Genomic DNA, 13,746 nt, shown 5'->3' on the forward strand with positions numbered 1-13,746 from the left:
AAAATATTAAATATAGAGTAATAAAGTGAACCTTTTTTGTAAATTAGTTTATATTCATGAGCCTGTAGAAAATGATTTTAAAAAGGCAATTGAAAGCGCTAAGCTTGATAGATATAGAATTTTAAATATGAGAAAGGACTATAACTTAATAGTCATAGTCCTTATAAAAATTTGATTATCTACAATTGCATTTACAGATTTGATTTTAGTAATTCTAAAATACAATTTAATTTCGCATTAAGGCTATATATCTTTTGCTCAAGATCATCAACTTCTCCATCTAGTCTTTTTAATCTATAATTAATCTCCAATACTGTTTTATTTATTGGTTGAAGACCGTAATTAGGGTCAAGAACTGTATTCTCGATAGTACTAACCTCTGCTTTAATTTCTTGAAGACCATAATCTTGATTAGTTATTTCGTCATAAATAGATCCCAACAAATCTTCAGTAGTTATAAATTTTAATACGAAGGCATTAGAATCTCCACTAAGATCTGAATCGTATGGGTGTTTTGTAGGAAAATCTGATGATAAGGTAACTCCAGTAACATAAAAATTATTAGAGTTATCTACTGCTATTCCATAACCAGTATCATCGTCATCACCATTTATATAAGCAGAATATACTATTGAGTCTCCATTTGAGTTAAGTTTAGTAATAAACACTGCAAAAGTGATATTATAAGCTACACCAAAACTATTAGTAATTGGATAATTTGATGAAACAGTGTAGCCAGTAATATAAGAATTATTAGAGTTATCTACTGCTATTCCAAGAGCCTCCTCAGCACTATCACCATTAATATATGCAGAATATACTATTGAGTCTCCATTTGAGTTAAGTTTAGTAACAAATACTGCACCAGAGTCATCCGGATCATCAGCAAGAGTTTTAGTGCTTGGATAATTTGATGAATAAGTAACTCCAGTAATATAAGCATTATTAGAGTTATCTAATGCTATTGCATAAGCAAAATCATCGCTATCACCATGAATATAGGTAGAATATATTAAATCACCATTGGTATCGAACTTAATTACAAATACAGCATAAGTGCTATCATAAGGCATACCAATGATAGGATTAGTTGTTGGAAAATTACTAGAAGTAGTAAAGCCAGTTACATAAGCGCTTCCAAGAGTATCAACAGCAATACCAGATCCCTCAGTTTCACCATTACCACCTAAATAAGTTGAATAAAATAAAACAGGGTCAATTATTAATTCTTTTTTTATATCATAGTTTTTTGCTTCTATGCTTAAAGAATTTTCACTTACAATAAATTTAGATGTAACTTCACTTTTAATTTCATTAATAATTTGATAAGAATTCGGTCTTAATAATTTTATTTGTGAAGATTTTATAGATATTATAGCATTTCCTTCTTCATCTAATGTAAGTTCATCATGACCTTCAAATAATAATTTAATATGTTTTGGATTAGCATTAGGTTTAACTATGAAGTCGTGTTCTAATAAATTTCCATTAGAGTAGAAAACCAAATCTATATTAGGATAAATATTGTTATATCTTATCTTAGAATAAGTGTTTATATTTGTAACTCCTTCTTTAGGAAGGTTTTGTCCAAAAGAATTGAATTTCGATTGTAGTTCATCTTCTCCAACTATATTTGCATTACTATTACAATTTTCAAATAATATATTTATAAAATAAGTTTTTCTTTTAGGTAATTTCTCTAATATTTTTTTTTCTGGACTCTTAAAAAGATCTCTTTGCTTTTTAGCTTCATCTTCTGGTAAAGGTTGCATAACACCAATAGTTATCCTATCCTGTAGAAAAAATAGTGTAAAGACCTCTGTTTTTAGTATAAATTTAGCACTACTATATTGTTGACCTAAATTTTTTTCAAAAATGTATGAAGGATTTTTCATTAAATTATTTTCAAGTTTATAATTCATTTTTGTATCTCATTATGATAATTTTTTTGTTATTTAATATTAAAATATTAAATATGTATTAATAAAGTGAACCTTTTTTATGAATTAATGAATGTATAACACAAAGCTTCTTCAGGTAGATCTATTTGGCTAAAAGATTCTATATAGGGATTGTTACAAGCAAATTCTTTTTATATATCTATGGTAAAATATATTTACTAGTTAATTAAGTGAAAATATACTAAATAAAAGATAGTGGATATTATTCTTGTGATTCGTCTCCAACATTGAAATCCATGAAAAGATATTATCATAACACTATGGTAATATCTTTTTTAACTTATATAAGAGGACTTCTATATAAAAAAAATAACTCATGCTATAAAAACATAAGTTATTTTTATAATAATACACTTAGCTTCCGTTCTTAATGTAATCATTGAAGGCTAATAATTAAATATTTTATATTTAAGATAAAATTCACCTGACATACTAAGTTCTGCAATGTTTTCTATAATAACAACATTTACAACAATTATATATCTTTTCTTCCCACCAACCAAAAGCAACTTTTGTACTATCTGGTTCAATAGGTAGGATTCCTCCAAGATAAACAACAAGAGATTCTCCAGGTGGAATGATAATTTGACTACCATCAATTACTAAAGTTGAAGATGGAGAAACTATCCTAGTAAATATAGGTATACTTGTGCTAGGAGCTTCAGTAACTGTATTTAAATATCGAATTTGTCCTTGAGGATTCTCACACTTAAAAGCTAAGTTAGCACTGCTAACTAAATCACTTACTAATCCTCCTTTTACTTTATATTTAAGATAAATTTCAGCTGACACACTAAGTTCTGAAAGATTTGTTACAGTTATAGCATTTACATAAATATTAACGCCTGAATTACGAGGATTTACCAATGCTGCTAACGCACGTCCACCTTCTCCAGTTAATATTGGTGTTTGACCAATAAAATAATTTCCTTCTTCTGATTGATATAAAGCATACGGAATGGATACAGTCTTATCCACTTTTTTATCAGTATTTGTCACTATAATCACCTATATAGATAAATTTTAGGGAAAGTTTCTTTTCCTATTATAGAATATTCCTAATATGTAAAATGTGTTACAAATATTTATGTTTTTCGTTTACAATTTACAAAATTTATTATCTGTTTAGAATAAATAGAAATGAACCGTACCATAAGTAAATGCAATTTTTTACTTTTTAAATTAATATTGAAATAAATAAGTACAAGTTTTAGCTTTTACAAGGTAGCGTGCAACGTATGAATAGAAAAATAAAATGGTAATAAATTCAATTTATGATATAATTTTAGTAGAAATTTACAACAGTAATAAATAATAAAAAGGCAGGTGAGACAGCATGATTAATGGTAATCTATCATTAGATGTAGGAAGTAATATTAAAATTAATGGAGTTAAATTTGTTGTAGATGGTTTTATAGTGTTTATGGATTGTGATGATACAAGATGGACTGAATATAAGCTAAAATCTAATGAAGAATTTAAGGTTAGATGGTTGAGTGTTGATGTATTAAATAATGAGTATGCTATATACAGTGAAGAATTATATAGTGAAGAATTTTCAGAAGATAATATTAAATTCCATGGATATAAAAAAGTAGATAGTACATCAGCAAAGGTAGTAGATTATAGTAGACTTACCTGATCCTAACGATGAAAATTTAAACAAGTTGTATACAAATATATTTTATAGAGTATGTGGTAACAATTTAGCTACTACAGGGGCTATGTCAGTTCAATCAACCAGTCCATATTATTCAAAACAAGCATATTGGTGCATAAATAAGACGATAGAAAAAGAAGGTTTTAGTGTGATTCCTTATCATGTGGAAGTACCAATTTTTGGGGATTGGGGATTTCAGCTAGTAACTAAAGCCCCCATAGATACTAAAGGTATTAAATTAGATATAGAGACTAAGTTTTTAGATAGTTAAACCATAGATAGGTTACTTAAATTTAGTAAGGATGAAATGGTTAATAAGGACGATATAATTACAAATACATTAGTAAAGCCACAGCTATTAAAGTATTATTTAGAGGCTGTGAATGTGTGGAGATAAAAACTACCTTTTGGATAGTTTTTATCTTCTTTTATATTTAAGGTAATATTCATCTGGTATATTTAAATAACTATATAGACAATAATTCACTTTCTGACTTATTATTTTGAGTATTAAATCTACAAGAGATGTAATCCATAAATAATTTCAAATTATCACTTATATCACTATCCTTTTTTGTAATCATACATATATCCCATAAAAAAGAAGAGTCTTTAAATGGTATATAGTTTATTTTACAATTAGGAGTATGAGCGAAATCTATGCTTACCCCTATACCTTCATTACGCTTGCTTAAATCATGAATAAGTATCATTTCTTTTGTTTCCATAACGATATTAGGATCAAAACCATTTTCTAAACATTTTATTAGAAAATTGTGATAAACCTTAGAATACTTGCTACTAATTATTATTTTTTCATCCTTTAAATCTTTAAATTCTATTTCATCTTTATTAGATAGAGGATGAGCTTTACTTATAAGGGCATATAAATTTTCACTTTTTATTGATTTATAGTCAAATTTGCTATTATCGAGAGATGAAATAGAAAATCCTAAATCTACCTTTTTATTAAAAATAGCGTCCTCACATTCAAAGTCAGTATACTCTTCTATATTTAAATCTATATTTGGATACATATCTTTAAATTCATCAAATATATTCACTGACAATGAATTTAAAACTCCATATGAAACACCAATTTTCAAAAAATCTTCTCCCCTAGTAGCAATCTCTTTTATACCTTCAGTAAGAATATCAAATTGATATACTATAGAAATAGCCTTGTCTTTTAGATACTCACCGTATTTTGTAAGTTCACTTCCATTAGAATTTCTATAAAATAGTGGTACATCAATTTCTTTCTCTAAAGTGCTTATTGATTTACTTAACCCTTGTTGAGATATATAAAGATTTTTAGCAGCCTTTGAAAAACTACCATACCTACATATTTCCAAAAAATATTTTAAAGTTTTAATATCCATCTAGATCACCTTTTTATTAAATATATATTTAAATCTAAAATACTGTAAATTTTTTCCTAATAAAATTATATCACTAAACTACTATGCATGCTATATAACTACGAAACTTGCATAATTACTAGAAGTTGTTAAACATACAACAAAGTATTGTTATTTAAAAGAATATACATCTGCTAGAATTGAAAGTGAAAATAGAAGTGAAAATCAAGGGGGATTGAGGTATGGATAAAAAGCTAATGACTATTGACTTAAATAGCCAGATTTTATTAGAAAAAGCAGAAAGAGATGGAGTAGAAACCATGTATGACAGAAAAACCTCCGCTAAAGCTCAGTGTGGATTTGGGCTTCAAGGAAATTGTTGCAGAATATGTGCAATGGGGCCTTGTAGAATAACTCCAAAAACACCAAGAGGTTTATGTGGAGCAGATGAACATGTGATAGTAGGTAGGAATTTTGCAAGGATGTGCGCTGGAGGAACTGCAGCCCATTCAGACCATGCTAGAGACATAGCACATACTATGGCGTTAACTAGTAGAGATGGAAATTACAAAATAAGAGAAGAAGAAAAATTAATAGCCTTAGCAAAGGATTGGGCAATAGAAACAGAAAATAAAGATATTTATGACATAGCTCATGAAGCTGCAGAGGTAGCATTAATGGAATTTGGAAAGCCTCGTGGAGTGTCAATATTTTTGAAAAATGCACCAGCTAAAAGACAAGAAGTATGGAGAAAAAATGATATAGAACCAAGAGCAATAGATAGAGAGATAGCTACAGTAATGCATTCTACTCATATAGGATGTTCTGCTGATATAGATAGTTTGATTAATCTATCACTAAGAACATCAATGGCAGATGGATGGCAAGGTTCAATGATAGGAACACAATTTAGTGATATAATGTTTGGAACACCAACACCACAAGAAACTGAGGCTAATTTAGGGGTACTAGAAGAAAATAAAGTAAACATAATATTACATGGGCATGAACCTTCATTATCAGAAATGATAGTTTTAGCAGCAGAAGATCCAAAATTAGTATCTCTAGCTAAAGAAGTGGGGTCTGAGGGAATAAATATATCTGGTATGTGTTGTACAGGTAATGAAATAACAATGAGACATGGTATAAAAATAGCTGGAGACTTCCATCAACAAGAACTTGCTATCATAACTGGTGCAGTAGAGGCCATGATAGTAGACGTTCAATGTATATTCCCATCATTAGCAAGAGTTTCTAAGTGTTATCATACTAAGTTTATAACAACATCTAAAAAGGCAAAAATTACAGACTCAATTTACATGGAATTTAAGGAAGAAAATGCATATCAAGACGCTTTACAAATTGTTAGAGAAGCTATATTAAACTTTAAGAACAGGGACAAGTCAAAAGTTCTTATACCGCAGTTAAAATCAAAAGCAACAGTTGGATATAGTACAAATGCAATAATAAAACAACTTGATAAGGTTGTAAATACTCAAATAGATGAAACAGGAACAGTGAAGCCTTTAGTAGATTGTATAAAATCTGGAGCAATTAGAGGTATAGCTGGGGTAGTTGGATGTAACAATGCAAGGGGAGTTTCAAATTTAGCTCATACAACAATAATGAAAGAATTAATCAAAAATGACATTCTTGTAGTTACCACTGGATGTGGTGCTTCAGCAGCAGCTAAATTTGGATTGATGGAAAAAGAAGCAGCTAAAACACTTGCTGGGAAAGGTCTTGCTGCAGTTTGTGAATTAGTTGACATACCTCCTGTATTACATATGGGATCTTGTGTTGATTGTAGCCGTATACTAGAAGTAGCTTCAGCTGTAGCTAATTTTGTAGATATGGATATAAGTGATCTTCCAGTAGTTGGTGTAGCACCAGAATGGATGTCTGAAAAAGCTGTGGCTATAGGAACATACATGGTAGCTTCAGGAGTAGATACTTACTTAGGAATTATGCCTCCTGTAGGAGGTTCATCAAAAGCAGTACAAATACTAACTGAAGGTTTACAAGAACAAGTAGGTGCAACATTTACTGTTAATGAAAACCCTAAAGAGTTAGCAGCTACAATAATAGCTGACATAGAAAAGAAACGTATTCATTTTGAGGCTTTATATGAAAAAATGAATTCAAAAATTGAAGGATAAATTGTATATAACAAAGGAGGGAAAGTATGAAAATAGCAATAACAGGTAAAGGTGGAGTAGGTAAAACAACTTTTTCCTCAATATTATCAAGAATGTTTGTACAAGATGGATATAGAGTAGTTGCTGTAGATGCAGACCCTGATGCAAATTTGGCATCAGCTCTAGGGTTTACCAAAGAAATATATGAATCAATAATACCTATATCGCAAATGAAGGATATTATATCTGATAGAACATCAGCTGAAGCTGGAACATTTAATAAAATGTTTAAATTAAATCCTAAAGTAGATGATATACCTTATAAATATTGTAAGGAATATAATGGAGTAAAATTACTTACTTTGGGAAGTGTAGATTATGGAGGTTCAGGATGCGTATGTCCTGAACATGTATTACTAAAGAGACTATGTTCTCATTTAATATTACAAAATAAAGATGTGGTTATTATGGATATGGAAGCAGGAATAGAACACTTAGGTAGAGGAACAGCTGAAGGTGTTGATGCTTTTATAGTAGTAGTAGAACCAGGAGAAAGAAGTTTGCAGACCTATAGAAAAATTAAACAATTAGGAAATGATATAGGAATAAAAAAAGTTTTTGTTGTGGCGAATAAAATTAGAAACAGAGAAGATGAAAATTTTATAAATAATAATTTAGAGGATGGAGATGTCCTAGGATTTATTTATTATAATCAAGATGTAATAGACTCAGATAGATGTAATAAATCCCCATATGACATAAGTAAACATACAAGAGAACAGGTAAAAGTGATAAAAGATAGATTAATGTTATTACAAAATTTAAATAAATAATTTGCAACTATCAAAGAATCATCAATTAAATCTGCATTTTGAATAATTAAAACACTTATATTCAATGAATATGAGTGTTTTTTATATGCACTAAAAAAATCGTATCAAAAGTAAAGGATACGGTTTTTTTACTGTCTAACTAATATATTGATGAAACTATTTGTAATGGAATGAATACATTTAATTGAATCATAACATATAATACCAATATTATATATTCATATAAATTAGAAATAAGGGGGGATAGTATGGAATTTAATATTTCAGATATTGTACTTATTAAGGGTGATGAAAATAATGAATTATGGGAAATTATAAATATATTTAATGGATATGTTCATTTAAAAGGGAAGACAAATAGATCCATCATTGTAGTAACTGAAAAAGAAATAGAAAAAGCAGAACAAGATATAATAGATATGAAATTAAAAGAAAGAACTGAATATGTTGATTTTATATGTAGTAATATTAGATTTTTAGAAAGAACTGCTGAGGATAGTAAAAATAATACAAACGATAGAAAAACATTTAATTTACCAGGAAAGATACTTCACTTAGATACTGACAAAAATTATTTAGATAATTGCTTAAAACTATACAACCAATATAATATACCTGCAATTGGATATACAATGGATTCTAAAGAAATGCCTATGAAAGTAATAGAACTATTAAAAACACACGATCCAGATATATTAGTTATTACTGGACATGATAGATATGAAATTTCAAAAGATCCAAATGATGTAAACTCTTATGCAAATTCTAAATACTTTGCTCAGGCAGTAGTTAAAGCTAGGACATTTGAGCAAGATATAGACTCATTAATAATATTTGCTGGTGCATGTTCTTCTTTTTTTGAAGGTTTAATTTCAGTTGGTTCCAACTTTGCATCTTCACCAAAAAGAATAGAAATAGCTGAACTTGATCCGGCGATTATTGCTTGTCAAATAGCATTAACTCCAATTTTACAATCTATAAATCTTATAGAATGTATAGAAAATACACATTCAAAATTTGACGGGATAGGTGGAATTCAAACTGAAGGAACACTAAAATTAGCAACTTTTCCTACTTTAGTAAGTTCAAAATCTGATACAGTTGATTCACAAATGCGTATAGTCATAGATTCAGGACATTCATCTATTGGAAATGTAAAAAAATCAAATGTAGATACGAGAAGTGCTAAAAATGAAGAATACGATATTAACTTTAATATTAGTATTAAATTAAAAGAGCAATTAGAAAATAACAGTTTTGAGGTTATAATGACTAAATCGAAACCTAATGAATATTTAAGTAGTACTGAAATAGCTAAGGTTGGAAATGAAGCAAATGCTGATTTAGTAATAAAATTACATTGTAATAGAGATTCTGATAAGAATACTAATGGAGCATTCGTATTAGTCCCTTGTAATAGTCAATATAATAGAAATAAATTATATAAACAAAGTAAGCTTTATGGTGAGACAATAATAAAAGAGTATTGTAGTGAAATTGGTATTACAAATAGGGGGCTAATGGATAAAAATAATTTACAGGCATTTAATTTGTCAAAGGTTCCTATAGTTTTAATAGGGATGGGATTTTTATCTAATATCCATGAAAATAGTATTTTAAGTGATGAATATAGCCAGCAAAAGATAGCAAGAGCTATAGCAAAAGGAATTGTTAAGTGCTTTACTAAATAATATAAAAAACTAAAGATATGAAAAAATAAAAGTAGCTAGAAGCTAGGCGTGAGGGAATAGGTGGAAGTGGTGCTAGTAGCATAGTAGGAGCTAATCCATATAAAAGTGCAGTAAGTTAATTAAATGTGTATATAATTAGCTAAATTAGAAAGATAAAATCAGACTATAAAGCCCTCAATATATGAGGGCTTTTGTGATATAATTAAATGTATTGGCAATTAAATCCATATTTTAGGGGTGTAGAAAGTACTAAAGTAATTTAGATTTATCTAATTTATATATAAATTATAGTTTTTCACAGCGAGCTTTTAAATTAAGGCAAGATATTTTATATAATAATATTTTAATTTTAGATACTAAGTACAAGGTTTTGGATACGAGAAATAAATCAAACTTTAGTATTGCCGGTAGTACTACAACAGGAAAGAGAGTGGTAAGCTAATTAAAATAAGTTATTATATAGTAACTAAAAAATCGACAATCGGAATTGATTTCATATTTTAAAACAGGAAGGAGGGTGATTTGATAGTGTTATTACTTGAACATTTACTGAAATTAGTTCTTGCATCTTTTATAGGATTTTTGGTTGGTCTAGAAAGAAGTTCCAGGAAAGGCAGCCCAATAGGAGTTGGGACGACATCTAATCTTATAACTGGAGTTTGTTTGTTGACTATTATATCTGCAAATTGCTTACCTGGATCAGATTCATCGCGTCTTATAGCAAATATAATTACCGCTATAGGATTTTTGTGTGGGGGAGTGATTTTCACAAAACCAACAGATGACGATACAAATGATCAAGAAGTTGTTGGATTAACAACTGGGGCAACACTGTTTAGTCTTGCTGGGATAGGGATAGCAATCGGATTAGGTTACTATGGGTTAGCTATAATTACTACTATAATAGTAGAGTTAAATATATTAGCGTCACGACTTATTAAAAAAGTGCGTCCAAAAGAAGAATAGTATGATTTTTGAATTAACTATTAGCATATAGAGAATGATATATTATTATATTAAGAAATTAAATATATGCTTATAAAATAAGATCTGTTATAAACTAGTTAAATTACAAAAGCCTTCTCAAATATGAGGAGGCTTTAATAATTATCTAAAAATAATATAAAATCTAAGGGGGATGTTTCGTTCAGTAGGAGACAAAACAAATATTAAAAAATGAATATCACATAAAAAACTGTGGAGTAGTTCAATATAATGTTATATAGTAGAATTTTACACCAAAACCTTATTTTTTGTATATCAAAAGAGGATTTTATCTCTTTATGTCTAATTTATATATCTATGAAAACATATAAATATTATACTTTATATGTTAAGGAAGGGAACAAATACATGATAAGCTTAAAGAAAAAAATAATGATACCTGTATTTTTATTATCTATAGTAGGTACTTTGATACTATCTTTTTCCGTATATAATAAATCTAGACATATAATAATTGATTATGTTGAACTGTTAGCTCAAAATAAGGCTGAAAAGCTAGCTCTTCATGTTGACTATAATCTAGAAAAATGGAAGTCAGCAGTGAATATGCTTGCTTCAATGGATACAACAAAAGATATGAACTATGAAGCATTTAAAGAATATATTTCTAATAATAAAGAATTATATAATAAAGAATATGAGTGTTTATTTATTAGTGATACAAGAGGTGATTATGTATCTACTGATGGGGATAAAGATACTATTGCAGATAGAGACTATTTCCATGAAGTTATGAGTAGTGGAAATACAACTATTTCAAAACCTGTAATATCAAAAGCTACTGGAAACTATATTATTGTTGTTGCAGCACCTATTAAAGATGATAATGGAAACATTATAGGTTTGGTTGGGGTAGATGTAAATTTATCTGTTATTACAGATATAATTAAAGATGAAAAACTAGGAACTGGTGGTTATGCATATATGATTAACAAGGATGGTTTAATGATGGCCCATCCAAATAAGAATTTTATCTATAAATATAATATATTAAATGATGAAAATAAAGATACCGTTGATCTGGGTAAAAAAATGATGAATAGTGAAGTAGGAATAAAATATTATGAACATAATGGTATAAAAAAAATAACTTCTTATATGCCTATAAAATCAACAGGATGGGCTATCGGAATGAGTGCTGATTACAATGAAGAAACTAAGAGTGTATTAATATTAAGAGATTATATGTTGTTAATGGGAATTTTTATTCTAGTTTTAATTCTAATATTATTAAATTATATTACGGATAACTTAGTTAAACCTATTGATAACCTAAAAAAACATATGGAAATAGCGACTAAAGGGGATCTATCAGTTCAATGCGAGGTACATAGCAATGACGAAATAGGTATACTTGCAAAAAGTTTTAATAAATTGATAAAAGAAAATAAAAGATTATTAGAAGAAACAATTGAATATGATAGGCTAAAGACTGAATTTTTCTCTAATATATCTCATGAGTTAAAAACACCACTAAATATAATTTTTTCTACAACACAATTATTACCTTTATATATTAAAAATGATAATGAAAATATTGAGTCTACAAAAATTAATAAACACATAAATATAATGAAACAAAATTGTTATAGACTATTAAGATTAGTTAATAACTTAATTGACATCACTAAAATAGATTCTGGATTTGTAGAACTGAATTTGCAAAATAAAAATATTGTAGAAATCATTGAGAATATAACGTTATCTACTGTTGAATATGCAGAAAGTAAGTCAAGAACAATTATATTTGATACCAATGTAGAAGAAAAAATTATGGCTTTTGATCCAGAGCAAATGGAGAGAATTATTCTAAATCTTATTTCTAATGCTGTTAAATTTACAAAACCTAATGATATAATAGAAGTTAAAATTTATGATGGATTAGATAATATTATAATTTCTGTAGAAGATACAGGTATAGGCATTCCAAAAGAAAAACAAGAAATGATTTTTGAAAGATTTAGGCAAGTTGATGATTTGTTACATAGAAGACATGAGGGAAGCGGAATAGGTTTATCTCTTATTAAATCTTTAATTGAAATGCATGGTGGTAAAATTTCAGTTAAAAGTGAATATGGAAAAGGAACAGAGTTTATTATTAAATTACCTGTTAAAACTATTACTGAAGAAGATGATATACATATAGTAAATGATTTTACAGAACAAACTAATATAGAAAAAATTCACATTGAGTTTTCAGATATATATCAATAATAGTTCATCTTAAGTTAATTTTGCTTCATACATAGTTCTATATACGTTGACATTGTTCTGTTTAAAGTATAAAATTTAAATGTGTACTAGGGGAGCCATCATGGCTGAGATGAATTTTTCAGACCCTTTGAACCTGCACTGGATAATGCCAGCGAAGGGAAGTTATAGTATAATACAAAAGTTAAATCTAAAGCTTATATAGATTTATAATTATTGGATTATAAACTCCTTTTAATGGTATGTCAAATACTGTTTGAAAGGAGTTTTTTTATGCAATTTTCACAAAGGTTATTATTAAAAGCTAAACTTATTTGGGAAGAATACCTAGAGCATCCTTTCCTCAAAATATGAATATATGTTTTTGGGATGGGTGATATAAAAAAAGAAAGTTGGTTTATTTAGATGAAAGCATTAGAAATTAATAATTTATTATTTAGATATAAGGATTCAGAGAAACTTATAATTGATAATTTATCCTTTAGCATAGATAAAAATGAATTTATTACAATTATTGCCCCCAGTGGCACAGGGAAAAGTACTCTTTTTAGGTTGATTTTAGGCTTACTAGAACCACAAAGTGGTAGTGTAAACATATCAAAAGAAGATAATAAAAACATTATAGGATATATGCCCCAAAATGATTCATTAATGCCTTGGAGAAATATCCTTGATAATACAACAGTGGGACTTGAATTAAATGGTTATAGTAAGAAAGAAGCTAGGAAAATGGCAGCTACATACTTTGAAGACTTTGGACTTAAAGGTACTGAAAAGCTTTACCCTCATGAACTATCAGGTGGTATGAGACAAAGAGCTTCCTTTTTAAGGGCTATAGTAAATAATCCTTCAATAATTTTATTAGATGAGCCATTTTCTTCTTTAG

11 protein-coding genes, 1 pseudogene and 1 riboswitch are annotated in these 13,746 nt (G+C 28.3%); of the genes and pseudogenes, 9 read left to right on the forward strand and 3 right to left on the reverse strand.

Features of this window, described 5'->3' with window-relative positions; translation table 11 throughout:
* Positions 1–191 precede the first annotated feature (191 nt).
* Both AC11VW_RS04450 and AC11VW_RS04455 read right to left on the reverse strand, forming a co-directional pair.
* Complete coding sequence (locus AC11VW_RS04450) at positions 192–1,922, reverse strand: DUF7948 domain-containing protein (protein ID WP_484300190.1); 1,731 nt, start codon at positions 1,920–1,922, stop codon at positions 192–194.
* A gap of 471 nt (positions 1,923–2,393) precedes the next feature.
* Positions 2,394–2,960: a DUF6143 family protein gene (locus AC11VW_RS04455; RefSeq protein WP_484300191.1), complete on the reverse strand. Its 567-nt coding sequence runs from the start codon at positions 2,958–2,960 to the stop codon at positions 2,394–2,396.
* A 337-nt stretch (positions 2,961–3,297) separates the two neighbouring features.
* Between AC11VW_RS04455 and AC11VW_RS04460 the strand changes: the two genes are divergently transcribed.
* Positions 3,298–3,603 (forward strand): DUF4178 domain-containing protein, encoded by a 306-nt coding sequence (locus tag AC11VW_RS04460; protein WP_484300192.1) that lies wholly within the window; start codon positions 3,298–3,300, stop codon positions 3,601–3,603.
* Positions 3,604–3,628: 25 nt separating this feature from the next.
* A complete protein-coding gene (locus AC11VW_RS04465; RefSeq protein WP_484300193.1) occupies positions 3,629–3,892 on the forward strand; it encodes a hypothetical protein in 264 nt (87 codons plus the stop codon).
* A gap of 196 nt (positions 3,893–4,088) precedes the next feature.
* Here the strand turns inward: AC11VW_RS04465 and AC11VW_RS04470 are convergent, their stop codons facing one another.
* Complete coding sequence (locus AC11VW_RS04470) at positions 4,089–5,003, reverse strand: LysR family transcriptional regulator (protein ID WP_484300194.1); 915 nt, start codon at positions 5,001–5,003, stop codon at positions 4,089–4,091.
* Positions 5,004–5,224: 221 nt separating this feature from the next.
* Here AC11VW_RS04470 and cooS point away from each other — a divergent pair, with 221 nt between their 5' ends.
* From cooS to AC11VW_RS04505, 7 genes and pseudogenes are all read left to right on the forward strand, one after another.
* Positions 5,225–7,141 carry an anaerobic carbon-monoxide dehydrogenase catalytic subunit gene (gene cooS / locus AC11VW_RS04475; RefSeq protein ID WP_484300195.1) on the forward strand — a complete coding sequence of 639 codons (1,917 nt, stop codon included), beginning with the start codon at positions 5,225–5,227 and terminating at the stop codon, positions 7,139–7,141.
* Between the two features lie 26 nt (positions 7,142–7,167).
* The gene (locus AC11VW_RS04480; protein WP_484300196.1) at positions 7,168–7,953 is read left to right on the forward strand and encodes an ATP-binding protein; all 786 of its coding nucleotides are present in this window, start codon (positions 7,168–7,170) and stop codon (positions 7,951–7,953) included.
* Between the two features lie 248 nt (positions 7,954–8,201).
* Positions 8,202–9,644, forward strand: coding sequence for a sporulation peptidase YabG (locus AC11VW_RS04485; RefSeq protein WP_484300197.1), 1,443 nt, complete (start codon positions 8,202–8,204; stop codon positions 9,642–9,644).
* Positions 9,645–9,691: 47 nt separating this feature from the next.
* Positions 9,692–9,763, forward strand: a pseudogene (locus tag AC11VW_RS04490) (hypothetical protein); the annotation flags it as partial.
* A gap of 409 nt (positions 9,764–10,172) precedes the next feature.
* Complete coding sequence (locus tag AC11VW_RS04495; RefSeq protein ID WP_484300201.1) at positions 10,173–10,610, forward strand: MgtC/SapB family protein; 438 nt, start codon at positions 10,173–10,175, stop codon at positions 10,608–10,610.
* 387 nt (positions 10,611–10,997) lie between these two features.
* Positions 10,998–12,863 (forward strand): sensor histidine kinase, encoded by a 1,866-nt coding sequence (locus tag AC11VW_RS04500; RefSeq protein ID WP_484300198.1) that lies wholly within the window; start codon positions 10,998–11,000, stop codon positions 12,861–12,863.
* 78 nt (positions 12,864–12,941) lie between these two features.
* Positions 12,942–13,040: riboswitch (TPP riboswitch) on the forward strand.
* Between the two features lie 225 nt (positions 13,041–13,265).
* The coding region (locus AC11VW_RS04505; protein ID WP_484300199.1) for an ABC transporter ATP-binding protein at positions 13,266–13,746 on the forward strand (481 nt) is incomplete at its 3' end.

The organism is Romboutsia sp., from assembly GCF_056995035.1.

What these genes read in the sequence shown, in the direction of transcription:
- AC11VW_RS04480 (WP_484300196.1), top strand. Translation starts at nt 7,168, where the DNA reads ATGAAAATAGCAATAACAGGTAAAGGTGGAGTAGGTAAAACAACTTTT.
- AC11VW_RS04470 (WP_484300194.1), bottom strand. Translation starts at nt 5,003, where the DNA reads ATGGATATTAAAACTTTAAAATATTTTTTGGAAATATGTAGGTATGGT.
- cooS (WP_484300195.1), top strand. Translation starts at nt 5,225, where the DNA reads ATGGATAAAAAGCTAATGACTATTGACTTAAATAGCCAGATTTTATTA.
- AC11VW_RS04500 (WP_484300198.1), top strand. Translation starts at nt 10,998, where the DNA reads ATGATAAGCTTAAAGAAAAAAATAATGATACCTGTATTTTTATTATCT.
- AC11VW_RS04460 (WP_484300192.1), top strand. Translation starts at nt 3,298, where the DNA reads ATGATTAATGGTAATCTATCATTAGATGTAGGAAGTAATATTAAAATT.
- AC11VW_RS04485 (WP_484300197.1), top strand. Translation starts at nt 8,202, where the DNA reads ATGGAATTTAATATTTCAGATATTGTACTTATTAAGGGTGATGAAAAT.
- AC11VW_RS04450 (WP_484300190.1), bottom strand. Translation starts at nt 1,922, where the DNA reads ATGAATTATAAACTTGAAAATAATTTAATGAAAAATCCTTCATACATT.